24 protein-coding genes are annotated in these 23,701 nt (G+C 53.1%); 11 read left to right on the top strand and 13 right to left on the bottom strand.

The window, feature by feature from the left end:
• The 5 genes from IK012_RS04380 to IK012_RS04360 all read left to right on the top strand — a co-directional run.
• Positions 1-141, top strand: a 141-nt coding sequence (locus IK012_RS04380) for a hypothetical protein (protein WP_290951038.1), incomplete at its 5' end; no start/stop codon positions are given.
• Positions 142-406: 265 nt separating this feature from the next.
• Complete coding sequence (locus IK012_RS04375) at positions 407-1,285, top strand: hypothetical protein (RefSeq protein WP_290951035.1); 879 nt, start codon at positions 407-409, stop codon at positions 1,283-1,285.
• A 33-nt stretch (positions 1,286-1,318) separates the two neighbouring features.
• Complete coding sequence (locus tag IK012_RS04370) at positions 1,319-2,197, top strand: hypothetical protein (RefSeq protein ID WP_290951033.1); 879 nt, start codon at positions 1,319-1,321, stop codon at positions 2,195-2,197.
• A gap of 266 nt (positions 2,198-2,463) precedes the next feature.
• The gene (locus IK012_RS04365; RefSeq protein WP_290951030.1) at positions 2,464-3,156 is read left to right on the top strand and encodes a hypothetical protein; all 693 of its coding nucleotides are present in this window, start codon (positions 2,464-2,466) and stop codon (positions 3,154-3,156) included.
• Positions 3,149-3,727 (top strand): hypothetical protein, encoded by a 579-nt coding sequence (locus tag IK012_RS04360; RefSeq protein ID WP_290951027.1) that lies wholly within the window; start codon positions 3,149-3,151, stop codon positions 3,725-3,727. The genes IK012_RS04365 and IK012_RS04360 overlap by 8 nt, the downstream gene beginning before the upstream one ends.
• On the opposite strand, the gene mazG is transcribed toward IK012_RS04360, so the two are convergent.
• Positions 3,708-4,508: a nucleoside triphosphate pyrophosphohydrolase gene (gene mazG, locus IK012_RS04355; protein ID WP_290951024.1), complete on the bottom strand. Its 801-nt coding sequence runs from the start codon at positions 4,506-4,508 to the stop codon at positions 3,708-3,710. The two genes, IK012_RS04360 and mazG, sit on opposite strands and share 20 nt — an antisense overlap.
• Before the next feature lie 276 nt (positions 4,509-4,784).
• Here mazG and IK012_RS04350 point away from each other — a divergent pair, with 276 nt between their 5' ends.
• Entirely contained in the window at positions 4,785-5,735 is a 951-nt protein-coding gene (locus IK012_RS04350) for a DNA-processing protein DprA (RefSeq protein ID WP_290951021.1), read from the top strand.
• On the top strand, positions 5,735-6,016 hold the full coding sequence (locus IK012_RS04345) for a septum formation initiator family protein (RefSeq protein ID WP_173379475.1): 282 nt from the start codon (positions 5,735-5,737) through the stop codon (positions 6,014-6,016). The genes IK012_RS04350 and IK012_RS04345 overlap by 1 nt, the downstream gene beginning before the upstream one ends.
• Positions 6,017-6,024: 8 nt before the next feature.
• On the opposite strand, the gene IK012_RS04340 is transcribed toward IK012_RS04345, so the two are convergent.
• Both IK012_RS04340 and IK012_RS04335 read right to left on the bottom strand, forming a co-directional pair.
• Positions 6,025-7,629, bottom strand: coding sequence for a glycoside hydrolase family 43 protein (locus tag IK012_RS04340; protein ID WP_290951018.1), 1,605 nt, complete (start codon positions 7,627-7,629; stop codon positions 6,025-6,027).
• 56 nt (positions 7,630-7,685) lie between these two features.
• Positions 7,686-9,689 carry a family 43 glycosylhydrolase gene (locus tag IK012_RS04335; RefSeq protein ID WP_290951015.1) on the bottom strand — a complete coding sequence of 668 codons (2,004 nt, stop codon included), beginning with the start codon at positions 9,687-9,689 and terminating at the stop codon, positions 7,686-7,688.
• A 255-nt stretch (positions 9,690-9,944) separates the two neighbouring features.
• Between IK012_RS04335 and IK012_RS04330 the strand changes: the two genes are divergently transcribed.
• On the top strand, positions 9,945-10,586 hold the full coding sequence (locus tag IK012_RS04330) for a hypothetical protein (protein ID WP_290951012.1): 642 nt from the start codon (positions 9,945-9,947) through the stop codon (positions 10,584-10,586).
• 126 nt (positions 10,587-10,712) lie between these two features.
• Here the strand turns inward: IK012_RS04330 and mdh are convergent, their stop codons facing one another.
• From mdh to IK012_RS04285, 9 genes are all read right to left on the bottom strand, one after another.
• Entirely contained in the window at positions 10,713-11,654 is a 942-nt protein-coding gene (mdh, locus tag IK012_RS04325; RefSeq protein WP_173384210.1) for a malate dehydrogenase, read from the bottom strand.
• A gap of 122 nt (positions 11,655-11,776) precedes the next feature.
• Positions 11,777-12,268: a 3-hydroxyacyl-ACP dehydratase FabZ gene (gene fabZ, locus IK012_RS04320; protein WP_173384209.1), complete on the bottom strand. Its 492-nt coding sequence runs from the start codon at positions 12,266-12,268 to the stop codon at positions 11,777-11,779.
• Positions 12,237-13,079 carry a UDP-3-O-acyl-N-acetylglucosamine deacetylase gene (locus IK012_RS04315; RefSeq protein ID WP_290951007.1) on the bottom strand — a complete coding sequence of 281 codons (843 nt, stop codon included), beginning with the start codon at positions 13,077-13,079 and terminating at the stop codon, positions 12,237-12,239. The genes fabZ and IK012_RS04315 overlap by 32 nt, the downstream gene beginning before the upstream one ends.
• Before the next feature lies 1 nt (position 13,080).
• Positions 13,081-14,097, bottom strand: coding sequence for a UDP-3-O-(3-hydroxymyristoyl)glucosamine N-acyltransferase (locus tag IK012_RS04310; protein ID WP_290951005.1), 1,017 nt, complete (start codon positions 14,095-14,097; stop codon positions 13,081-13,083).
• Positions 14,098-15,063, bottom strand: a complete 966-nt coding sequence (locus tag IK012_RS04305; protein ID WP_290951002.1) for a diacylglycerol kinase family protein — start codon at positions 15,061-15,063, stop codon at positions 14,098-14,100.
• 1 nt (position 15,064) lies between these two features.
• Positions 15,065-15,577 (bottom strand): gamma carbonic anhydrase family protein, encoded by a 513-nt coding sequence (locus tag IK012_RS04300; protein ID WP_290951000.1) that lies wholly within the window; start codon positions 15,575-15,577, stop codon positions 15,065-15,067.
• A 37-nt stretch (positions 15,578-15,614) separates the two neighbouring features.
• Positions 15,615-16,187, bottom strand: a complete 573-nt coding sequence (locus IK012_RS04295) for a hypothetical protein (RefSeq protein ID WP_290950998.1) — start codon at positions 16,185-16,187, stop codon at positions 15,615-15,617.
• Between the two features lie 7 nt (positions 16,188-16,194).
• Positions 16,195-16,641: a SufE family protein gene (locus IK012_RS04290; RefSeq protein WP_290950996.1), complete on the bottom strand. Its 447-nt coding sequence runs from the start codon at positions 16,639-16,641 to the stop codon at positions 16,195-16,197.
• 6 nt (positions 16,642-16,647) lie between these two features.
• Positions 16,648-17,850 (bottom strand): NAD(P)/FAD-dependent oxidoreductase, encoded by a 1,203-nt coding sequence (locus tag IK012_RS04285; protein ID WP_290950994.1) that lies wholly within the window; start codon positions 17,848-17,850, stop codon positions 16,648-16,650.
• Between the two features lie 129 nt (positions 17,851-17,979).
• Between IK012_RS04285 and IK012_RS04280 the strand changes: the two genes are divergently transcribed.
• Entirely contained in the window at positions 17,980-19,410 is a 1,431-nt protein-coding gene (locus IK012_RS04280) for a pentapeptide repeat-containing protein (RefSeq protein WP_290950992.1), read from the top strand.
• A gap of 73 nt (positions 19,411-19,483) precedes the next feature.
• On the opposite strand, the gene radA is transcribed toward IK012_RS04280, so the two are convergent.
• The gene (gene radA, locus IK012_RS04275) at positions 19,484-20,875 is read right to left on the bottom strand and encodes a DNA repair protein RadA (protein WP_290950989.1); all 1,392 of its coding nucleotides are present in this window, start codon (positions 20,873-20,875) and stop codon (positions 19,484-19,486) included.
• A 314-nt stretch (positions 20,876-21,189) separates the two neighbouring features.
• Here radA and IK012_RS04270 point away from each other — a divergent pair, with 314 nt between their 5' ends.
• The gene (locus tag IK012_RS04270; protein ID WP_290950987.1) at positions 21,190-22,035 is read left to right on the top strand and encodes a TIGR02147 family protein; all 846 of its coding nucleotides are present in this window, start codon (positions 21,190-21,192) and stop codon (positions 22,033-22,035) included.
• On the top strand, positions 22,032-23,696 hold the full coding sequence (locus tag IK012_RS04265; protein ID WP_290950984.1) for an FISUMP domain-containing protein: 1,665 nt from the start codon (positions 22,032-22,034) through the stop codon (positions 23,694-23,696). The genes IK012_RS04270 and IK012_RS04265 overlap by 4 nt, the downstream gene beginning before the upstream one ends.
• Positions 23,697-23,701 lie beyond the last annotated feature (5 nt).

Below are 23,701 nucleotides of genomic sequence, written 5' to 3'. Positions count from 1 at the left end.
GGTTACGCTACCGACCTCCGCTCTATGACTCAGGGCAAGGCCGAGTTCACCATGGAATTCTGCAAGTACTCTCCGGTGCCGCGCAACATCCAGGAAGAACTCATCAAGAAGTACGGCGACAAGGTCAACCAGCGTGGTTAACAGACCGCTCGTTCGTCAGAGCTAGTGTTGAAACCTCCGGTTTCTCACTCGCTCTCACAACCGCCCTCGGCTAACACCCGAGGGCTTTGTTGTTCACGGGTTACCGCAGGTTAAGTTCCAAAACCTTAAAAAGACCCCGACTCAGTCGGGGCCTTTTCTATTATATTTTAAGTAAGGAGCATTCGACTAAATAATTTATCCAAAAGCCAAGTTAACCGGCCAAACCAAAGACTTCCATTTCATGCGACGATTGATATTTTCCATATTGCTCCTTTTTGTGTCATCTTTAATGGCAAGAGATGTTCTGCCGTCTTATGAATCAAATCGCGAAATGTTGCTGAGGTCAAATTACAAGTTCGAAGGAAAACGGACAAGGATTTATGACAACGCAAAGACACTAGAGTTTGAAATCTATTGTAGCAAGTGGTTCGAAACAAAGTACCCTGGTGGCGGTGAAATCGATTCTCTAAAAAGATGTAGCCTGATTGCTAAAGGAAATAAGTCTTCGATTGATTCTAATATACACAATCAGGGGGAATATGAATTGTTTGAAAGAATCTACGATGCAGAAGGGCGCATGTCCTTTTATCGTTTAGTTGAAAGTCATTGGACTACCATTGATCGGTATGAATCTGGGCGATTGGTATCTCACGAAGATTGGTGCGATACGATTCGTACGCAGAAAAATTCGCTTTGTCGTTCGCCTTATGAAGAACGAGGCGAGAGCATAAAACCGGATAGTCTAGGTTTATTTTTGACAAACCAAATTAGGTATGTCTGGGATGAAAAAGGACGTTTGAAACAGAGAATCCTTTGGGAACTGGGCAATCCATACGGATTGAACGGTACGTATGAGTTCATCTACAAGAGCCCTTGTGATCCGGTAAAAGTTGTTCCCGAAGATCGAGAATGGGGATGGGATGCTATGCAAAAAGGACGATACGACGGCACTTTCGGGAAAATTCCGGAGGTGGGTGACCCGGAATACAACTCTTTTGCTGAAGATCCTTATCCTTCAATGGTCTTAGACGGTCCCGGTCTTACGCCTTTCAATTCTGATGAATCCCAGAAAACTATTTTGGAACGGCAAAAGAAACGCTGCGAAGATTACAAGAAATCCCTGAAAAAATCAAAAAGAAAATAGCGAGACGTCATGCGACGATTGATATTTTCCATATTGCTCCTTTTTACGTCTTCTTTAATGGCTAGAGATGTTCTGCCGTCTTATGATTCGGAACGCGAAATCTTGCTAAGGTCAAATTACAAGTTCGAAGGAAAACGGACAAAAGTTTATGATGACACCGTTGTGCGAAATTTTGAAATCTATTGTGGAAACTGGTACGAAACAACGAACTTTAGCAATGAAATGGATTCTCTAAAAGAATGCAGTGGTATTTCGAAAGGGAATAGATTCTATGCAGAGATGAAAGTGTTTAAAAAGGGACCTAAACTTTTATCTGAAAAGGTATACAGCGTTGATGGCCATCTTATCTACATCATATTTGTTGAAGGGGGACGTTATTCTATTGAACGGTATGAATCTGGGAGATTGCTATCTGAAGAAACCTGGTGCGATACAGTTTCTGGTCAAGGATTATGCCTTTTTGACATCAATGAGCGAAAAAAAAGTATAAAACCGGACAGTCTAGGTCTATTTTTGACGGAGCAAATAAGATATGTTTGGGATGAAAAAGGACGTTTGAAACAGAGAATCCTTTGGGAACTGGGCAATCCGTACGGATTGAACGGCACATATGAATTTATCTACAAAAGCCCATGCGATCCGGTACAAGTCGTTCCTGAAGATCGAGAGATGGGCTGGGATGCAATGCTAAAGGGACGATACGACGGCTCCTTCGGGAAAATTCCGGAAATGGGAGACCCTGAATATGAAAAATTTGCAAAAGATCCTTATGGATTTCCCTCATCGGGAATTGGTCCACATGACAAAACTCCTGAAGAGACACTGCGCGACATCAGAGAACGGCAAAAGAAACGCTGCGAAGATTACAAGAAGTCCCTAAACAAAAATCACCCGGCCATAAAGACCGAGTGACTTTTGGAATAGAAAGTGTACACCCAATAAGTCCTACCCCGTGGTTCGATCCGGCATCCCTTCTCCAGAACCAGGACTGACTGGAAGCACATCCATAATATACCCCCGCATACGCGCACCGGAATAAAAAAAATTTACAAAAAGCACTCCTATATAGAACACTCCAATGTGGAAACGGCGAAATAATGCGAAAAAGCGCAATTTTTTCACTAAAAACAGTCCCTAAATTTGTATTTTATTTGTAATCGGTATTCAAAGGAGAAAATGTGTCCACAAGAATCATACTTTCCCTAGCGTTTTTAGCCATCCCCCTAATATGCCTGACAGCCTGCCCGGACTGTTGTACCACCGACACCTGCGATTCCATATATCACCCTGACTACAGGCTAGCCGACTGCCAGAAGACTATCGGAAACTTCAAGAAAGGGAACACAACGCACTACGTCCATTCCGAAGGTTTCGAATTCGATTTGAGCGTGAGCTATGACTCCACATTTTCCTCCAACTGGAGCGACTACTGCGTCATTGCCGAGCAAGAGAACCGGACCGTCTATCTCTCATCCACCTACCCCATCATGAATGTCGAAATAAACTTCTATGGCCGCGTAAACGTCAGCAAAGAAGAAAACACACGTGAATTCAACATAGGCCAGAGCGCACCGGTATTCATAAGCTACAGAAATACCTCTTTCACATTCGAACTCGACTCCACAGGCCTTCCAGAAGAAATGGGGATTGACAACGCCATCAGGATGCTCGATACCATTACCTTCAATGGCGTGACCTACGACAGCGTGTTCGTCATTATGGACAACACACATTACAACGCCATCAACTACAATGAAGAAGTAGACGGTGAACTCGCACACCTCTATTTTTCGAGGACAAAAGGCATCCTGAAACTGGAATGCACAGACGGCAAGAGTTTTACCATCAAGGAAGGAGACGACCATGAATAAATCCGCAAAGTTCGCCATTCTCCTTGCCATCGGCATGGCGCTTTCCGCATGCCGGCTCCTAGGTGTCGACGACCCCTACGTCGGAGGTTCTTTCAAGAGGTTGGTCAAGAAAGAACAGGAATGGAACGATACGGTCAAGGTTATCGACAACTGGGGCTTAAAGGATGCCTACGACGAGCGCATCTACAGCCACAAGCCCGAAAGCTTCTATTTCGAGGCATCGGGCGACCTCAACGAAATAAACATCGACCTGCGCATTGAATGTGATGAAAACGGTGGCAAGATGACTCTCACCTGCTACAGAGGTTTCCGTGACGGGATTTGGCAATATGGTCCCGACATCGTCTTCAAGAATCTCCGCGGGGATATAATGATGAACAGGGACGGCTACACCATCCGCATGCTCGATACCCTGAAGATAGGAAAGAATACATATTGGGACGTACTTGAATTCGACGCTACGGGCGCCGACGAGAACATCTGCAACTTCGACAAGTTCTATGTCGCCGCAAGGGACGGCCTCCTGCGCATAGAGCTGCAGGACACCATCATTATCGAGCGGAGGCCTTAGCCTGTTTCCAAAGCTGCTGGAGGCCCTCCAGCCCGATTTCCGCGACGGCCTTCCCCTGCTCGCGGGCCAGGCGTTCCACCTCGCGGAAGCGCTTTTCGAATTTCGCGTTCGCGCGCCGCAATGCGACATCGGCATTGAACCCGCTATGACGCGCCACGTTCACAAGGCAGAACATGATATCGCCGAACTCGTCTTCCAGGCGGTCGGTGTTCGCGTTTTCGGGAGAAACCTTTTCCAGCTCCGCACGGAATTCCGCGAATTCCTCCTGCGCCTTGTCGAATACGGGCGCAGGTTCGCCCCAGTCGAACCCGACTTTCGCCACCCTGCGGATGATATCCTGCGTACGGGCGAGCGTCGGCATGCTCCTGCTGACCTTGTCCATGACGGATTTTCCGGCATCCTTCAGGTGCGTCGCCTCCTGGGCCTTGATCTTTTCCCAGCGGCGGCTGACCTCCGATGAATTGTCCACCTGCGCGTCGCTGAACACGTGCGGATGCCTGCGGATCATCTTCTCGCAGATTCCCTGCACCACGTCGTCGATAGTAAACGCGCCCTCTTCGCGGCAGACCTGCGCATGGAAAACCACCTGCAGGAGCACATCGCCAAGTTCTTCGCACATGTGGGCCTTGTCTCCATCCATCGCGGCATCGATAAACTCGCTGCTCTCTTCCACAAGGTAGGGCAAAAGCGAATGCGTATCCTGTTCGCGGTCCCAGGGGCAGCCGTTCTCGGCGCGGAGGCGTTTCAAGATATCTACCAAATCATCGAACGTGTATTTCATGGCGGTAAAGATAGAAATGTGCGCGCCTTCGGCGCAGTGTGCGATGTGAAATGTGAAATGTAAAATTACACACCACACATTTACTACATTTACCATGGGCCTCCCCAAATTCAGGTACCGGCGATGCCGGACCCGGGCGATTGCCGACCAGCGATTATCCTATACAAAACCGCGCGGCATGTTCCTTTAATTATCCCATGCGCCGTTTATAGCACGCGCCGTTTATAACACGCGCCGTTTATAACACGCATTAAACTGCGCCCGCAAAGGAAGCCCATGAACTTCGAACCCAATCTCGTCACTCCCGAGCAATACCCCCTCGCCCTCAGCAAATCCCCCTACAAACCAAAAGTTCTCTATGCGATGGGAACGCTGCCACCGGCCGACTCCGGGGATTCCGCCACCCACAACGGAGAAGGCATCACGACCGCCGACGAAAGGCGCGGAAACGTCCCCGTAGGCATCGCGATGGTCGGCACCCGCAGGCCCGGGCCCAATGCGAAAATCCTCTGCAAAAGGCTTGTGGAATCGCTCCGCGGAACACGCGCCGTAGTCGTCTCCGGTCTGGCGCAGGGAATAGACAGCTACTGCCACGAGGCGGCACTTGAGGCCGGAATCCCGACCGTGGCAGTCCTCGCGCAGGGGCTATGCACCCGCATCGAAGGGACCCGCGGGGAACTCGCCCGAAGGATTCTGGAGGCGGGCGGCGCGCTCGTGAGCGAGTTCGAGCCCGACGAACCCGCGTACAAGGGGAACTTCCCCGCACGGAACAAAATCATCTCCGGCATCTGCGCGGCAACCCTAATCGTCCAGAGCAAGGCGAAAGGCGGGGCGCTCCTTACCGGAGAATTCACCCGCAAAGAAGGCAAGCCGCTCTACGCCATCCCGGGCGATTTCGACAGCGAAGTAGCGAGCGGCCCGAACGCCCTTCTCGACCGGGGGCTCGCCAAGCCCGTATTCACGCCCGAAAGCCTGCGTTCCGTTCTCGGATTCCCGAAATCCGAAAGCATCAGCCTTAAGGAACTTTCGCTCGCTGGCACCCACCTAGACAAAGCCACGCTGGACTTTTTCCGTCGCGTAAACGGTTTCCGCAAAACTTTTACCGAACTCCAGTCGGAATTCGACTTTAACATAAGCCAACTTTTAACTATATTGACAGAGCTGGAAATGGCCGGGCTCGCCCACACCGACGATAATTTCGTTTTCCAGTTCGACGGAGTCAATTAATGCACAAGAGAATCTACATCGCCGTGATAGCTTTCATGTTCTTTATCGGCATTCTCGTACTGCAGCTCTTTTTCAGCAAGGGCAACCTAATCGAACAGCGCAACGTAGCCCAGCAAATCGCGGAATACGAATTCAAAATCGATTCGCTCAAACAAATCATCGAGGAACGCACACAAGAAATCGAGCGCCTGCAACACGATTCCCTGTACAAGGAAGAAATTCTGCGCACGCGCTACGGAATGAGCCTCGAGGGCGAAAAAGTGTTCCAGATGGTAAAATAGGCCAGACCCTAGAACAGCACCCTGTAACGAATCTGCTTGTCATACCGGCGGCCCTTCAGGTCGCGATAGCCCTTGCGGTCGAGTTGCTGCAAGTCGTGGCGATGGGCGCGCTGCAAAATAGCATCCGTTTCGCTGCTGGAACTTTCCGGCGCAATTTCGCTAGAGCTGGACTCCACTGTCGCGGTATCCGGCAACACGGCTTTTTCCAGTTTAAATTTCTGGTTGTCCGTACCGGTGCGCACCCATGTAATCACGGGCATGCCGGAATCCTTCGAGATGTTCAGCACGTCACCCACAAAATCGCTGTCGTAATCGCCGTAAAGGTAGTAGCCCTTGTTGACGGACGCATTCTCGATGCGGATTTCGCATGGCGTCGCCGATGTCTTCACGGTGTCAAGAAGCTTTGTCGGCGGGCAGTAATAGCGGCCCGTACCGAAGTTCCGCAACGTATAATGGCGACGCTTTTCAGCCTGCTTGAGCACCCACAACTGCGACTTGGCGCGTGCATCTGCGGAATCTTCTACCAGCGGGCGCTGCACCACAATTCCGTTTTCGTCTTCGAGCGTCAAGTTGCTGTGAGAAACAGTCATGCGGTAGCCGCCGTTTTCCACGAGCGCGTTATTTACTTTGTCTACACCCGTCGAGGTGCGCTTGATTTTCTGGATAATTGCGTCTTCGTTGTAATACAGGTAATCGATATTCACGGAACGGCGGTAAGTCCAGCCGCCTGGAGAATTCGCGCCGTGGTACATAAAATACCAGTGTCCGAGATACTTGAAAATGGCCTGGTGATTCGTCTCGGAATTGTCAAGCTTGTCGTTCAGTACGCCCTTCTGCGTCCATGGCCCGTTCAGGCTCGGCGCCATCGAGTAGTTCGTGGTGGAAGGGTAACCCGAAGCATAACTGAAGTAGTAGTTCCCGCGGTACTTGTGCATCCAAGGCGCCTCAAAGAAATCCTTAATCTTGATGTCTTCGGGAGTGCTCGCGAGCTCAATCATGTTCTCCTTGAGCTTGACGCGGCGCCCCGCATTCCACGAGCCCCAATACATCCAGATGTCATCGCCGTCATAGAAAATCGCAGGGTCGATATTGAGCTTCACATCGTTCGGGGTGTTATCGGTAATAAGCGCCTGTCCGATGGCATCTTTCCACGGGCCCGAGGGATGATCGGCAACGGCGACGCCGATGGCAAAACCTTCGCTCCCGTTTTCCTTGATGGTGCCGTGATGTACCGCCACGTACCAGTAGAACTTTCCGTTACGGTATTCGCAGTGGCCAGCAAAGGCGCTTGCGTTCGCCCACTTAAACGTCTTCACGCTCAGCACGGCGCCGTAATCGTGGTAGTTCTCCATGTCGTCGGTCACGAGCACGTGCCAGTCGTTCATGATGAACGCCTTGTTGTTATCGCTTTGCGGGCCCTGTTCGTCGTGGCCAGCAAAGATGAACAGGCTGTCGTTGTGCACGAGAGCGGCCGCATCAGCGGAATAGAACGCCGTCGTGAGCGGGTTGGCCGCGAAGACTGCGGTTGCGCAAAGGACGATTCCTACAATGTCATTCTGGAGTGTCCGAAGGACACGATAGAATCCACGCGTTTTATTACATGCATTTTTCATTGTTTATTTCCTAAATGGATCCTATCGCGCGTTGCGCTCCAGGATGACTGTCAAGTCTAGAACATCACCCTGTAACGGATTTGCTTGTCGAAGCTGCGGCCCTTCAGGTCGCGGTAACCCTTGCGTGCGGGCTGCTGCAAATCGCGGCGAATCTCGCGTGGAACAATCGCTTCCGTTCCGCTGGAACTGCTCGACCCGATTACAACACCACTGGAACTGGATCCAGGCTCTCCGCACGGTTCCTCGGTGCACTCAATGTCCCCGGGCGCCCCCGCGAACACGATGTTCCCGACAAGCACCTCGCCCGAAACGCCCGATGCCGTCAAATAAAAGTCCTTCACGCCGCCGATGCTCTTGAGGCTCGAGCAGGATACTTCCGTCCAGCCGTTAGCCGCCGACTTCGCGTTGGCCGCCACCAGTTCGCATTCCGAAAGGACGGTCCCGTCCTTCTTGCCATCGCGAATGCTGAGCCTGCCACCCGTCAAACTCTTTACCTTGACAGACACGTCCAGAGACCTGATGGAATCGGTCACCACGTTCTCGAAAATCGCATAGCCGCCGTCCTTGATGGCGAGCTCGTCATCCTTCGTGAGGCGCACGCGGATGCCGTTGTCAAACCCGTTCGCCGGAATCGTATCGCGGACCACGCGCAAAAAATCGACGCGGTCAAGTTCAGCGAAGTTGCCGTTGGGTGACGGTTCGATATCTATAAAGTTACCGCCACGCTTGAGCGTCGCGGGCACCATCACCACGGACTTCTCGGGGAACGTGCCCCAGGAACCCGTGGGCGGGAGCGTCACCGTCCGCGACTTGCCATTGACGGTCACCTTGTGTGTCGCGGCAGCATCGCCGCCGTTCGCATAGCGATAGCGCAGCAAGTAATCGCCCGCCTGCATGATGTTCATCGGCAAGTGGATCTTGGAACCCGCGGTATTCACATACGCGAGGTATTCGCCGTTCGATGCCGTGTTGCTCCGCGTAATCGCAAGGTCGCCTGAAACCGCGCGCGTCAGCACACCGTGTTCGACCTCCGCGCTCAAGTAGCGTCCGAGGAAGGGCTGTCCCATCTCAGCCCAGTTATCGTCGGTAAACACCACGTCACGAATATGGATGTGGTTGTACTTGTCGCCGTTGAGATCGTAATAATGGTGCACAAAACGCACACGGTTCAGGTCTTGAAAGGCTTCTCCGCCGCCCGGGCCCACGTAGCGCCCATAACGTTCCAGCAAAATCGTGCCGCCACCAGTCGCCATGTCATAGCCGGCGCGGTCCTTGTACGGGCCAGTCACCTTGTCGGCGCGGCCATAAGCGGTCTTGTACGTGGTCTGCTCGATGTTCGCTCCCTGCTGGCAGCACTTGTCCCACGCAGTGAACAGGAAATACTTTCCGCCATGTTCGATGAGGCTCGGGCCTTCTTCCGCGCCCTCGCTCGCCTTGCTCGTACGCCTTGCGATGTTGTAGACAGTCTTGTCGTCATTCGCCTGGTAGCCCGTCTGCGCGTCCAGTTTGATCAGCTGAATGCCGAGTCCGAACGAACCGAACGCCATCCAGTAATTGCCCTCGGTATCGCGCACCACGTCCGCATCAATCGCGTTGTACTTGTCGCTGGTCGTCGTGTGGAATACATGGCCATGGTCCTTCCAGCCATAGCCATCCGTTCCCGGCACAATCGAGGTCGTCGCCTGGTAACCGATTGCGGAAGAACGCTTGCCGAAAACCGACACGCAGTAGTACACGCGGAACTCGCCATTCATGTAGAATATATCCGGCGCCCAGATGCCCTCGGTGCCCGGCGCATACTGGTAAGCCCACTGCGGAATCGCGCTCACGGTCGACTTATGGTCGCGCCAAGTGTAGGCATCTTCAGATGTCCACAACTGCAAATTGTTGTTCGTACTCATGAGGGCGTAGCCGTCCTCAAACCGCACCATGCTCGGGTCGTGACCTGGTTGCAGGTTGTCCTTCGCGTACCAATCCGCGGAGAAGGCAACCGAAACTCCAAACACGACCCCCAAGCCTACGTACCCGAACATAGTGCCCACGCCGTAACGTGATCCCATACCAAAAAACATATACGGCTCCGTTTTAGAGGTCTATATCCTGAATATAACTTTTTACGCATCTAAAGTCAACAAATTTTCAAATTAAAAGTCCACATTTTCACCTTTTTTATAAAATTTGCGTAAAATTGAATAGATTTATCTGCAATAAAAAGTCAACATTTAACAAAAAAAAGCCTTTTTTACCGTCGAACAACAGATTTCACCTTTTTTTTCTATTTTTGCCCGACATATTTCACCAAAAAAGAAGGCCACGTGAAAAAAGTCCTTTTCGCCCTGATTACCATCGCCGCTTGCGCCTCAAGCGCATTCGCCAACATCAACCACCTGGGTCTTTGGGGCTCCAATTTTAACTATAGCTTAGTATTCCTCATGGGTGACGATGCACCGGATTTTTCAGACTATAGCCTCTACTACACGCAGGGTTCCTTTGACATCATTATCGGTTTCGGCAACCACATTGGCCTCCATACGGGAGCCGGCCTGTCGGTTGGTTATGGCTCGTATGTCAGAGGCAACGCCGACGTCCGGATGGACCTCACCGGAATCCATACTTCTTCTCTCGATCCCAACGATGACGAAGCATTCCGCTTGGCAATCCAAATCCCCGCAATGGTTCGTTTCTATGCCACCAACATCTTCTTCCTCGAAGCCGGCGCCACATTCGACATCAATCTTTTCGAATTCTACTATTCAGGCAAAGACGAGGAATGGAACAATAGAGACGACCTGAAAGATTTAAACATCGGAGTCGGCGGTGGTTTCGGTTTCACCTTGGCCTTCGGCCTCGAATTCTTCGTCAAGTACACCCACAGCCTGACCAAAATGTACGAATACGATGACCGTTCCGACTTTCGCCTAATCTTCGGCATCGCTTACTGGTTCAATTACAAATAATCAAGCTTAACCACATTAAACAAGAAACGCCTCCGAGTGAATCGGAGGCATTCTTTTTGCATAAATTTTGCAAGAGTGAGTGAGAAACCGGAGGTTCCTCACCCTATATGTCGAACGAACGGTCGCTTACGTATGAGCGTCGACCCATTCAGCGTTCTTCTTGCAGGCGTCGACAGACTTCGCGAAAGCGGCCTTCTCTTCGTCGTTCATGGAGACTTCGAGAATCTTCTCGACACCGTTGGCACCGACCACGACCGGCACGCCGCAGTAGAGGCCCTTCACGCCGTATTCGCCGTTCAGCATGGCAGCGCAGGAGAACACGTTCTTCTTGTCGAGGAGGTAGGCTTCGGCCATGTGCACGGCAGAAGTAGCCGGGCTGTAGAAAGCGGAGCCGCGACCGAGGAGGTTCACGATTTCGCCACCGGCACCGGCAGTGCGCTTGGCGAGTTCGGCGAACTTTTCCTTGCTCATGAGCTGAGAAACCGGGATGCCGCCGACAGTGACGCATTCCATGATGGAAACCATCGTGTCGCCGTGGCCGCCCATCACGAGGGCCTTCACGTCTTCCACGGAAACGCCGAGTTCGTCAGCGACGAAGCAAGCGAGACGGGCAGAGTCGAGCACGCCAGCCATACCGATGACCTTGTTGGCCGGGAGACCGGACTGCTTCTGCATGTTGTAGACCATGGCGTCGAGCGGGTTCGTGATCACGATGACGAAAGCGTCCGGAGCGTTAGTCTTGATGGCTTCGGCGACGGTCTTGATAACGCCGCAGTTCTTGTCGAGGAGGTCGTCGCGGCTCATGCCCGGCATACGCGGGAAACCGGCGGTAACGATAACCACGTCAGCACCCTTGAGGGCGGCGTAGTCGGTAGAACCCTGAAGATCGACAGAAGAGTTGATGACGGATCGGCCTTCCATGATATCGAGGGCCTTACCCTTAGGCATTCCCTGAGTCTGCGGAATGTCGATAAGAACGACGTCGCCGAGGTTCTTCTGGGCGATCACGAGAGCCATTGTACCACCGATTTGACCAGCACCAACGAGTGCAATCTTCTTTCTAGCCATGATTAACCTTCCTTTTAAGGTATAGAAATTTTTTCGTGGGAAAATATAGTAAAAAGCGCCCGAAAATTAAATTCATTTTTTACATACAGGCATAAAATACATAGGGGCCGGAGCCCCTATTTTTACACCATGGCGGCGACGAAGTCGGCTTCGCACATGAGCTTATCGCCGGAAAACGCCTTGCCGGCATACTTGAAGATTCCGTGACGCACGGAGATGAGCTTCACTTCGAGGCGCAGGTCCATGCCGGGGAGCACGGGATTCCTGAAGCGGCAGTTCTCGATGCCCATGAACGCCGGGCGCTTGCCCACCACTTCGGCCTCGCGGGCAATCATCGTGAGGAGCGTCGCGGCCTGGGCCATGGATTCCACCTGGAGCACGCCCGGCATCACCGGATTGCCGGGGAAATGACCCTGGAAGAACTTCTCCTCGCCGGTCACGTGGTAAAGGCCCACCAGGGACGGGAGAACTTCCTTGCCGTCACCCAGTTCGAGGCTCAGGACCTCGTCCACAAAGGCAAACGGGGCCTTCTGCGGAAGCAGGGCATGAACCACGTCGGCTTCATAAACGACACCAGCTTTTTCAGATTTCTTGAGAGTTTCCAGTAAAGACATAAGGCAGGAGTTTCTCCATGATTTTATGGTGAATGGTATGGCCGCCGTTCAGTACCTGAATGCGGACTTTTGGCAAAGCAGGACATGCGAAGGCGATATCGCCCAACAAGTCTAGAATTTTATGGCGCGCAGGTTCCTCGTCCATGCGGTAATACACCCGCGATTCGGCCCCGAGAAGCATTCCGCAGCTCTCGTCAACCCCGCCCAGCAGTCCAGCAGCGCGCGCAGCCTCGTAATCGTCCTTGAAAATGAACGTGCGCGCCGAAAATACGCTGTAGAGGTCCTCGGCGGAATACACCGAAAGGCTGGCCGCCGAACAGAAGCCGTCGGGCCGAGTGATTTCGTACTCCACCTCGAAAGTATCCGAAGGGGAAACCTTCACATACCCGCGCGGGAGTTCCCAGGAATGTTCCACGGGAGCGTCGTAAAAGCGAAGCGCCTGCGGGACACCGGCAATGCGGCGTAACGCATGGAAGAACGGCAAAGCGCTCCCATCCATCATGGGAATTTCTTCGGCATGGACGTCGAACCGCAGTTCGGGCCATGCGAGGAACACGGGAGCGAGATGCTCCGGAGAACTCAGGGAAAGCCTGCTGTTCAGGCCCGGTTTTGTATAAATTGAAGTACGCGCCACGCTGTATTCCAGCTCGCCGTAACAATGCAGGGCGTCGGTGGAATAGAACCGCTCTCCCGCGACATTCCAGCAGACACGCGCTTCCCTATTCGGGTCGCGTTCCAGCAGGTCGACACGCACAGTGGCGTTTCTGGACGAGAGCGATGGCGAAGAAAACTCGATAGACTTTACAGGCATGCTACTTCTCCCCCATCTGGCGGAGCCTTACCATGGAACGGCGCCAGCGGGAAATTTCATCGGCAGGGAACCCGGAGACGGTGCGGCCCGCAGGGACACTCTTGGTGACACCCGCCTTCGCTGCAATGCGGGCGCCCTTCCCGATGGTGAGGTGCCCGGCCGCCTTCGCGCCGCCGGCGAATTCCACATCGTCTTCCACAATCACGGAACCCGCGACGGCGGATTGCGACGCCATGTAGATGTTGTTCCCGAGGCGGCAGTTATGGGCAATCTGTACAAACGAATCGAAATGGCAATGGTCGCCAATCGTGGTGGGGGTAAGGAAGCCGGCGGCCACCACGGAATTCGCACCGAAGCTGCAATCATGCCCGATGCGTACCCCAGCAGGGTGCGGGACAGGCCGACGCACGCCGCCATATTCATAAAAACCGAATCCGCGCGATCCGACAACGGCGCCCGCCTGGAACACGCAGTTCTCGCCCACGACCACATTCGGGTAGACGGTCACGTTGGCCTCGAGCACGCAGCCCGCGCCGAGCGTAGCCCCGCGCATAATCACGCATCCCGGGCCCACGACAGCGTTCTCGCCCACGGATCCTTCGACTACCGCGCTCGCATGCACGCGGGCTGATTCCGCGATAAACGGCGCACCCGCTGGTTCACCCGCAAACTTTTCGAGGAAGCGGACCATCGCATGGTAGGGATTCTCGACAGGAACTATACATCCGACAGAAGGCGCTACACTTAAATCCACCGCAAGACCGCGCGGGACAAACAGCAACCCGGCATGCACCTTCCCCAAAAGCGAACTCGCAAAACCGTTCGCATTCGTCTCGCTCTTCACGGTATCGCCGACCCAGAAACTCGCATCGGCATCGCCCGCCAGGTCGACGGAGGCAAAACCCGCAATTTCAAACGCATCGGGAACGTTTTTTACAATTTGCGTAATATCGGACGTATCCAGGAGCCCTTCGGACTCCATCCATTCCAGCACAATAGAAAGCTTGACAGGACGCACCTAGTCCCCCAACCGTAGCATCTGGACCTGACTTGCAAACTCTATCGACACGGTATCGCCGAGTTTGCCGCTCACGTCCTCGCCATCAAGCTGCAGGAATTCTTCAGGTACAAACTTGAACTCGAGCGAACGGACCTTCGTGGACTTGCGCAAATACTTCTTGTACAGGTGCCCAACGACAGGAATGTTCCCGATCGCAATGGCAAGCAGGAATGCGAGCATGTTCGGGACATCGACCACTTCCAGAAGCCCGTCCGCCATATCGGATTTGAAGAACGGATTCGCCCCACTTGCGAAACTCGGGATATTCCCGACAATCACGGTCCGGTGCCCCTTGAGATCGACCGTCTTTTTCTCGCCATCCTTGTCCACGTAACGCAGCGTCCCGCCCTTCAGGCAATAGTTCCTGTCGGCAAAGAAACGGCGCACGTAATGCAACTTGTTCATGATGACCGAATTCGAGGAAATCATGCCGGTAGCGCGGTCGTGGTTAAAATCATGCGCGATACGCGCGTCGATACCGCCCGAGAAATAGTTCGCGAGCGCATACTTGCCGTTCACCTTCCAAATGTCGAAGGGAACCGCATCCGCACGCAAGAGACGGCGAACCAGGAAAAGCAGCCCCTGGTCAGCAAAAGCCTTGTAAAGGTTCAGGACGCGCGCCAGGTCGTTACCCGTACCGAGCGGGATAAGTCCTATTTTCACCTTGTTCGAGAAGTCGGAGGAAAGCATCGTCGAAAGCACAGAAGACACGGTCCCGTCACCGCCAACCGCAATGAGCGTTTCCGTGCACGAAAGCGCCTCGAGAATTTGCCCCTTCATGTCTTCGTAGCGGGTAAATTCCACCTTCCATTCATCGGCAGCAAAATCCATGGATTCCATGATTTCGGGCAGGAACTCTCTGATGAGCTTTCCCTTTCCGCCACCGCTGACCGGATTTATCAAGAAGTAGAACTTGAACGCCACGCTATGCCCCCAGGAGCTTGTCCTTTATTTCGACATAGCGTTCAACACCACCGCGGACACCTTCAATCTCTTCAGTCGTCAGTTCGCGTACCACATGCGCAGGGGCGCCCAGCACGAGCGAATTCTCCGGGAATTCCTTTCCCTGAGTCACAACAGCGCCCGCACCCACGATACAATTTTTCTTGATATGCGCGCCGTCCATGACAATTGCGCCCATTCCCACCATCACGTTATCGTCAATGGTACAGGCGTGAAGCACAGCGTTATGCCCGACAGTCACCTCGTTCCCGATAACCGCCGGGACATCCGTCGAGACATGGACGGTCACGTTATCCTGTATGTTGGTCCGGCTCCCGATACGGATCGGGGCCAAGTCGCCACGCAGGACGGCATTATAGAACACGGAGGAATCGTCCCCCACTTCCACGTCACCAACAAGGATCGCGCCTTCGGCCACGAGAACGCGGCTTCCCAGGCGGGGAGTCTTCCCATCGAGAGCAATAAGTTTCGACATGCTCCTAATATATATTTTTTTAGCCGTCGGGGGATTCTTACTTGGCCGGCGCTTCGTTCTGAGCTTCAGGCTGGGCTTCCGGCTTGCTTTCGGGCACTTCGAACGCAGCAATCTTCTTCCATTCCGCAGCATCGGAAGGACGAAGCAGGAATGCACCGGAATAATTCTTCAGCGTGGAAGCGGCCTTCGCGGTATCGCCATCCTCGAGCAGGATCTTCGCATCTTCGAGGATATCCTTCTGGGCGTTGCGCATGTCGGCAATTTGGCCCTGGCGGTTCTGGCGGAGCACTTCCATGGAATCGCTTACGAAACCGAGATCCCAGGTGCTGTCGTAGCAGGCCTCGACCTCGACAAACTTGGCGGGGTCGCTGGCGGCGGCCACGTAGAGGGCGTCGCACCTTGCGAACGTTTCGGCACTGCTGTTCTTCGCGTACTGGTAATACTGGTATCCACCGACAATGAGGCCGATGATGACCAGGAGGAACACGCCGTCCTGCCAACCCATGACAGGGCCCGTGGACATTTTCGGGCGACCGTTAATGGTCTCTCCCGCTTCGAGTTTTTCTTCAGCCTCGTCAAAGGGGCTCTTTCCGTTCAAGAAACTAACCATATCTTCCCTACTTTTTTGAAATCGCGTCATAGACGCGGGCGTACAAATAAATCTGTTTCACGAGGCTCGCGAACCCGTTCGAGCGCGTCGGAGAAAGCCCGACGTTCAGGCCGATATCCTGGAAGAACACCGGATCGAGCGTAAGGATTTCGCTGGGCGGCAAGTCGTTGTAGACCTTCAGGGCGAGCGCGCCGAGACCACGGCTTATAAGCGGATTCGTCGTTCCACCTTCCACGTCCATCTCGAAATGGAGAACGCCGTTGTCAAATTTTGGCACCAAATACATGGTCGAAGCGCACCCCTGGATGATGAACTTCGCATCCTTGAGCGAGGCATCCATTCCCTTGTGCGCACGGGCGAGATCGAGCAAGAACTTCCACTTGTCGTCGGGGTCGGCAAACGACGCGAACTTCGCACGAACTTCTTCTGTCCTTTCTTTTATCGAGTCAGCCATGATTCCCTACTTTAAAAAAGAACGCATTTTCCAAATGAGCGACGGGCATGCCCAGAGTACCGCGAAGAATATGCGGAACAGGGTCTGCTTTTCGCGCGGCAACTTCGAGAGGCTCTTCGCGGCGCGGTCGAACTGCGAATCCTTGATGGCGTTGAACCCGGGCTTCGCGCGGGCGATTTGCAGGTGAGCATTGCCGAGTTCCTTCATCCAGTGGTCGAGAACTTCACGTTCGACCTTCTGGCGCGCATCGGGCGTGCCGGCATCAAGCCACTCCGCGACGGACTGCGCAACTATCTTTCCGCAGAGCATCGATTCTACAATACCTGAACGGCTGATGGGATTCACGCAACTGGCGGCATCGCCGGCCTTGAAAAGGCCGCAGAGCGCCATGGGGCGCTGCGATTGCCCACAGGCAATCATGCCGCCGTAGATGGCCTTGATTTTCGCCTGCGGATAACGTTCCGCGATAAACGACTTCAATTTTTCACGCAGCGACGTACCGGGCAGAGCGCTCTTCCCGAGCACGAAACCGATATTCACTTCCACGCCGTCGCGCGGGAAAATCCAGCCGTAGCCGTCCTGGAATTCGCTACCGAAAAAGAGCTCTATATGTTCCGCGCTGTGCTCGATACCTTCGGCGACGGCGAACACCGCCGGTTCCAGATCAGTATCGCCCGATTCAATCCCTTCGAGGCATTCAATACCGCGGGTTATGCGCGCACCCGGGCCGGTCGCATCAATGACCGTCTTCGCAGTAACGGAAACAGGAGCGCCGTCGGGCCCCTTCACGCAGATATCCCAGGAGCCGTCCCCGTTGCGGGAAAGCGACTTCACCAGAGCATCGAAACAGCATTCCACGCCCGCCTCGGCACAGCCGTCGGCAAGCGCATGGTGGAAGCCGGAGCGGTCCAGGATAAGCCCGCAGTTCTTGCTGTAGAACTCGGCCCTGTAGTGGCTCGGCGAAGTAAAGTAAATTCCAGAAATTCGACCACGCACCCAGGACCGGTCGATAGGCCACAGTTTGCCCAGCCGGTTCTCGGACACGGCCTCGGCGCAAAAGATGGGTTCTTTCCAGGGAGCCTTCTTGTCGAGCAGCAGAACCCGTCTGGCACCGCCCGTCTGTCTGGCAAACGTACAGGCGGCCATAAGGCCAGCAGGACCGGCCCCGCAGACGACCAAATCGTACGATTGAAACTTAAAAAGGGACATTGTAAGCGCAAAATTAGTTTTTTACGCAAAAAATAATGGAGTTTTTTTAAATAAGTGATTGTTTTTCCATTTTTTTAGTTATTTTAAGGCTATCCGTTATTTGGTTTTCCATAAAAGGAACAGTTTACTATGAATATGAAGAAGATTTCGAAGTTCGGTGTTTGCCTAATCGGTGCGCTGACAATTGGCGTTTTTGCCCAAGACTATTCAGGCCAGGACCTCAACACGTCCTTCCGCGACAAGCGTATCGACGGATACGATTTCTCGAACGCCAGGGCCAAGAAGGGCGTTACCGACTTCCAGCGTAGTGCTGGCGAAAAGCCTGACTTCCGGGGTGCAAAGCTCGAAGGCGTTTCCTTCCAGAACGCAGTTATTAGCGAAGCAAACTTCAAGGATGCCGACCTCAGGAAGGTCATCATCAGCGGTGCAGACATCCGTAACTCGAACTTCAAGGGCGCCAACATGGAAGAGGCCAACCTCTACCGTGCAACGCTCCTCGGCAGCAACTTCCCGAACGTGAACTTCAAGAATGCCCGCCTCGACGCCATGAAGGTCTCCGACCAGACCGACTTCAGCAAGAGCGATTTCACGCAGGCATCCATGATGGAAGTCGACCTTACCGGTGCCGACCTCTCCAAGACGAACCTCACGAACGCGAACCTCTCCCGTTCCCTGATGGCTGACGCAAGCCTCAAGAAGGCCACCATCGTGAAGACCGACTTTACCGCATGTAACCTCATCGCGGCAAACTTCAAGGGCGTCGACCTCATCAACGTGAACTTCTCCAAGGCTGGTCTTTCCCAGGCCAACTTCAGCGGCGCTGAATTCCAGAACGTGAACCTGCAGGAAGCCGACCTCTCCCTGACCGAGTTCAACGACGTCGACCTCTCCAAGACCCAGCTCCAGAAGGCCAAGTTCGCCCAGTCCATCGTGAAGAACATGAAGTTCCAGGGACAGGACCTGACCGGCGTGGTATTCGACAAGGGCTCCGTCTCCAAGAGCAACTTCGACAAGGCAAAACTCACCAAGACCTCTTTCTTCGACACCGAAGTGAGCAAGTGTGAATTCCGCGGCACCGACCTCACCAAGGCAGTGTTCGATGGCGCCTACATCAAGAAGAACATCTTCGACGGTGCTGACATGGACAAGGCCAACCTCGCCAACTCCACCATCGAGCAGACCGACTTTATCGGCACGCAGCTGAACGGCGCAAGCTTCGCCGGTGCCAAGCTCGTCAAGGTCCGCTTCACCAACGCCAAGATGAAGAACGTCAAGATCGACGCCGACACCAAGATGGAAAACGTTGACTTCTCCGGTGCCGACCTGAGCGACGCGAAGATCGAAAAGTGCACGGTGAAGAAGGTCGTCTATGACAGCCGCACCAAGTTCCCCGCAGGCTTCGACCCGCGCCAGTACGGCTTCACCAAGCCGGGCGAAAAGGCCGCCGACATCGTTGTCCAGAGCAACCACAAGAGGAGCGACTCCTCTGTTGCTGACGACGCCATGCCGAAGAAGAAGAAGAAAAAGAAGAAAAAACACGTCGACGAAGACGACGAGTAATCGGAACCTCTAACGGATTTTTTTCGAACGCCCCGCAGTAAAGCGGGGCGTTTTTTTCGCATGCGGTTTCGCCTTACTTCTTGTCCATGAGCCAGGAGATTGCCTCGGACAGGCTATGGACGCGCACGACCTTCATGCCTTCGAGCGATTCGGGCAGTTTGCCGTTTGCCGGTACCACGGCCTCCACCATGCCGAGGCGGCGCGCCTCCTTGAGCCGCTGGTCCAGGAGCGCGACACTGCGCACCTCGCCCGAAAGTCCGAGCTCCCCGACGGCGATGGTCTGACGCCCGAGCGGAATCCCGAGGTGGTTGCTAGCAATCGCGAGGGCGAGCGCTAGGTCGGAGGAAGCATCCGTCACCTTCATCCCGCCCGCGATGCTCGCAAACACATCGGAAGCGCCTATCGCAACTCCCCCGAACTTTTCGAGGAGCGCGAGGATTATCGTGAGACGTTTGGGATCGATACCCGCGGCCACCCGCTGGGGAACGGCAAAACCCGTCTGGTTCACGAGAGCCTGTGTTTCGAAAAGGAGAGCACGTGAACCCTCGAGCGTACAGCACACGACGCTACCGGGAGTAGGCGGCGTGTTCTCTTGCAAGAATACACGACTCGGATTCGCCACCGACTCGAGCCCGTGGCTCGTCATCTCGAACACGCCAATCTCGTCGGTAGCACCGAAGCGGTTCTTGATGGTACGCAACAGGCGGTACTGGTGGTTGCGGTCGCCCTCGAAGTAGACGACAGTATCGACCATGTGTTCGAGGATTCGCGGGCCTGCGATCTGCCCGTCCTTCGTAACGTGCCCGATGAGGATGGTGATGCAGCCGCTGTTCTTCGCGAAGACCATGAGGTCTAGCGTGCACTCGCGGAGCTGCGTGGCGCACCCCGGAGTTCCCGAGAGGTCGCTCTTGTAGACCGTCTGTATGGAGTCGATGACCATGACCTGCGGCTTGACTTCTTTCGCATGCTCCACAATCTTCTCGAGGCTCGTCTCGCACAAGAGCAGCATGTCGGAGCCCGACACGTTCAGGCGCTCGCTCCGGAGCTTCACCTGGCAGGCGCTCTCTTCCCCGCTCACGTACAGCGTCTTCACGCCGGCGGCTGTCATCGTGGCGAGCGTCGTAAGCACCAGGGTCGATTTGCCGATTCCGGGATCGCCACCGATGAGCACCAGGGAACCTGGTGCAAGCCCGCCACCGAGGACGCGGTCAAATTCCGCATTGGCGGTGCTCAGCCGCCGCGTGTCTTCCGTGGCCACATCGCGCAAAGGCACCACCTGATGGACCGGACCGCCCAGCCCGCGCCCGCCGCGCGCAGCACCCGTATTGACGGGCTCCACCACATGTTCCTTGAGGGTGTTCCACGCCCCGCAGAACGGGCATTTGCCGACCCACTTGGGCGACGTGTTGCCACATTCCGTGCAGAGGTATTCAATTTCTTTCTTCGATTTATTTAGTGCTACCATGTGCACTAATATAATAAATGCAAACGACAAAATATGTCATCCGCACGATTAATGCACAAAAAAGCAGTGATTTTACAAAAAAACAGCCTTAAATGGGCAAAAAACTGCACCGTTTTTTTTTAAAATTATTAGTTTATATGTATTACGAAAACAAGCGAATTTTTCAACAAACATCAAAAACTGCTAAAATTTTGACAAAAATAGCAAAAATTTATGATAGAATGTATTGACTTTTAAAAAACAATGATTTATATTTGATTTTGCAAACGGGACAGGCTCGTACGCCATGGCACCATTTGTGTTAGGAGGAATACATGAAGGATATACTAGAATACACTAGTTATCGACAATATATAGCGGACTACTATGCCGACAAAAAGGCAAAAACCGCATTCACGTGGCAGGAATTCACGCGAGCGGCGGGATTTTCTTCACCGGTTCATTTGAAATACGCGAGTGAAGGCCGCCTCAACCTGAGCAATGCGGCCGCACAGCGCGTAGCGCAGGCCATGCACCTTGCAGGCTACGAGCAGGATTACTTTTGCGAAATGGTCAAGTTTGACAACGCAAAAACAGATACCGAAAAAAAAGCCGCTTTTAGCAAAATGCTCGCAATTGCCGATGCCACCAAGGCGAAAATCATCGAAGGCGATTCTTTCCGCTATTTCGAGAGCTGGAAAAACCCGGTGCTCCGCGAACTCGCCCCAGCGATGCCCGGCGCAAAGCCGCTGGCCCTAGCCCGCGCATGCCGTCCAGAAATTACAGCAGCCGAAGTGACGGAAACGCTGAATTTTCTCGTCAAGGCGGATTTGCTCAAAAAAGACAAAGAAGGGAACTACAAGCAAACCGAAAGGGGCGTCACGACGGGCCCGATGGAAGTGACCCCCATCGCCGTCCGTGAAATGCACCGCCAAATGGGCGAACTTGCTTTGGAAGCCATAGAGGGCGTCGCTCAAGACAAGCGCCATTTTTCGGGACTTACGCTCGGCATCACGCGCAATGCCTATGAAAAAATTGTTCAAGAAATCGCAGAATTCCGCAAACGGATTATTACGATTGCGACACAGGACGACGGCATGGACGAAGTTTACCGTTTGAACGTGCAATTTTTCCCGATGACAAGCAAAGAAGACAATAAAAAGAGTTTGGAGGAGACATGATTTACTCAAAAATTAGCAGGTTGACAGCCTGCAAGATAGCCGTGCTATCCACATTTTTATTTACGGCATGTTCTGAAGAACCCGGCAACACTCCGCTTGCTCACGACGGCGGATACACGGAAGAACAGGCTTTACTTGAAAACATCAATGTGGTGGCGTACGCAAGGCAATTCCAGACCATTGCCGAAGATTCCACAACGACCAAATTGGTCAGTTCTATTGTTCCCGGTTCTATCATAAGAATGTCTGAATTAGATTCCGTCACCTTCGATACAACCGGCTTGGTTTACTACAGCCGTACTAAAAATTCCTCGGGCGAGTTCGAATTCAACAACATATCGCTGAAGAGTCCTTATGTCATGCTTGAACTTTCTCCCTCTAATGAATGCGAGACCGACAAATGGATCGAGCGATGCTACACCCCTTACCAAAAGTCCTTGATATATAGTTTAATAGTTGATTTGCGAAAGTCCAAGAATGTCGGTATCAATGTGGCGACGACCATAGAAACAAAACGTTTGCTAAAACTGATAAGCGAGGGAATGAGTTTTGAGGATGCTAACCAACAGGCAGAAAGCGATTTGCTCAAGGCATTCGGTATCTACAACGTTCCCTACCGCTTTGACAAGGCCATTTCTGACGAAAACCGCGCTGAAATACTGCTTACCGACAACTTGAGCGGTTGGTTCTCGTATATACATGCCAGGTCTTTGCAGGGCGCGGCCGATGAGTTCGCCAAAGCAGGCACTTTCAACGAGGCTGAAGTTACAAGACAATTTCTTATTGGATTCGTAGAAAGCTGGTCTCATTCATCGCAAATTGACGAAGAAGAAAAAACGTATTTGCACGACTATATGCATAACTTCATGGCAAGCCTTTTCGGCTTCGGCCAGTGCACTGCAGATTATGAGGGCTACAGCACCACATTGCCTTATGAGGCGCATAAAGATATCGACTTTGCTTGCCTGTCAGGAGCATGGTCTTTCCTAATTCATTATGCCGTTCCTGATAGTGTCGGAGCTGTTTTGGGACAGATGACTGATTCCCGTGATGGTACGAAATACAATACCGTCACCTATAATATTGACGGAGAATCACAAACTTGGCTTGCCGAAAACCTAAAATACAATTCCACAGACGGCATTTATTTTTGGAATGAAGCCATGAACTTGCCAGATTCCATAGCACTGATTCCTTATGAATCTTGCATTGAAGAAAAATCATATACATATTGTGACCGCTTGCAAGCCCAAAAAAGCAATCTTGACTACGAAAAAATCTGGGCCATAACGGATTCCGTCAAGGCAGCTGGAAAAACGTATCAAGGAATATGTCCTGATGGATGGCATCTTCCAGACTTGCATGAGTGGAAAAAGTTGCGTGATTACGTGACCGAAAAAATTGATATCGGATCGCTAACGAATGAAGATGTTATGGCAATCGCCGGATTTGGAGAATCTGACGAGGATTACGGGACGGCGTATGCTGTTAAAATCGATAGCACGATTCAGTTGTCGACGCACCAGGGTTCTTCAAATTCTGCGATATTCTCAGTTTTTGTAGAAGGCATAGAGTGGAGTTATGTCAGTTTGGAGGGCACGGTTTTTTATCCGGCACCTACAAAGAAAAATTCCCTTTCCGTTCGCTGCATCAAAGATTAAATAAA

This window comes from Fibrobacter sp., from assembly GCF_017551775.1.
GTDB lineage: Bacteria > Fibrobacterota > Fibrobacteria > Fibrobacterales > Fibrobacteraceae > Fibrobacter.
The sequence above is the reverse complement of the archived record's forward strand: the minus strand, read 5'-3'. Positions and strand labels throughout refer to the sequence as shown.

Coding starts and splice junctions, on each gene's coding strand:
- IK012_RS04360 (WP_290951027.1), top strand. CDS start 3,149: ATGAATAAATCCGCAAAGTTCGCCATTCTCCTTGCCATCGGCATGGCG.
- mazG (WP_290951024.1), bottom strand. CDS start 4,508: ATGAAATACACGTTCGATGATTTGGTAGATATCTTGAAACGCCTCCGC.
- IK012_RS04350 (WP_290951021.1), top strand. CDS start 4,785: ATGAACTTCGAACCCAATCTCGTCACTCCCGAGCAATACCCCCTCGCC.
- IK012_RS04345 (WP_173379475.1), top strand. CDS start 5,735: ATGCACAAGAGAATCTACATCGCCGTGATAGCTTTCATGTTCTTTATC.
- IK012_RS04340 (WP_290951018.1), bottom strand. CDS start 7,629: ATGAAAAATGCATGTAATAAAACGCGTGGATTCTATCGTGTCCTTCGG.
- IK012_RS04335 (WP_290951015.1), bottom strand. CDS start 9,689: ATGGGATCACGTTACGGCGTGGGCACTATGTTCGGGTACGTAGGCTTG.
- mdh (WP_173384210.1), bottom strand. CDS start 11,654: ATGGCTAGAAAGAAGATTGCACTCGTTGGTGCTGGTCAAATCGGTGGT.
- fabZ (WP_173384209.1), bottom strand. CDS start 12,268: ATGTCTTTACTGGAAACTCTCAAGAAATCTGAAAAAGCTGGTGTCGTT.
- IK012_RS04315 (WP_290951007.1), bottom strand. CDS start 13,079: ATGCCTGTAAAGTCTATCGAGTTTTCTTCGCCATCGCTCTCGTCCAGA.
- IK012_RS04300 (WP_290951000.1), bottom strand. CDS start 15,577: ATGTCGAAACTTATTGCTCTCGATGGGAAGACTCCCCGCCTGGGAAGC.
- IK012_RS04295 (WP_290950998.1), bottom strand. CDS start 16,187: ATGGTTAGTTTCTTGAACGGAAAGAGCCCCTTTGACGAGGCTGAAGAA.
- IK012_RS04290 (WP_290950996.1), bottom strand. CDS start 16,641: ATGGCTGACTCGATAAAAGAAAGGACAGAAGAAGTTCGTGCGAAGTTC.
- IK012_RS04285 (WP_290950994.1), bottom strand. CDS start 17,850: ATGTCCCTTTTTAAGTTTCAATCGTACGATTTGGTCGTCTGCGGGGCC.
- IK012_RS04280 (WP_290950992.1), top strand. CDS start 17,980: ATGAATATGAAGAAGATTTCGAAGTTCGGTGTTTGCCTAATCGGTGCG.
- radA (WP_290950989.1), bottom strand. CDS start 20,875: ATGGTAGCACTAAATAAATCGAAGAAAGAAATTGAATACCTCTGCACG.
- IK012_RS04270 (WP_290950987.1), top strand. CDS start 21,190: ATGAAGGATATACTAGAATACACTAGTTATCGACAATATATAGCGGAC.
- IK012_RS04265 (WP_290950984.1), top strand. CDS start 22,032: ATGATTTACTCAAAAATTAGCAGGTTGACAGCCTGCAAGATAGCCGTG.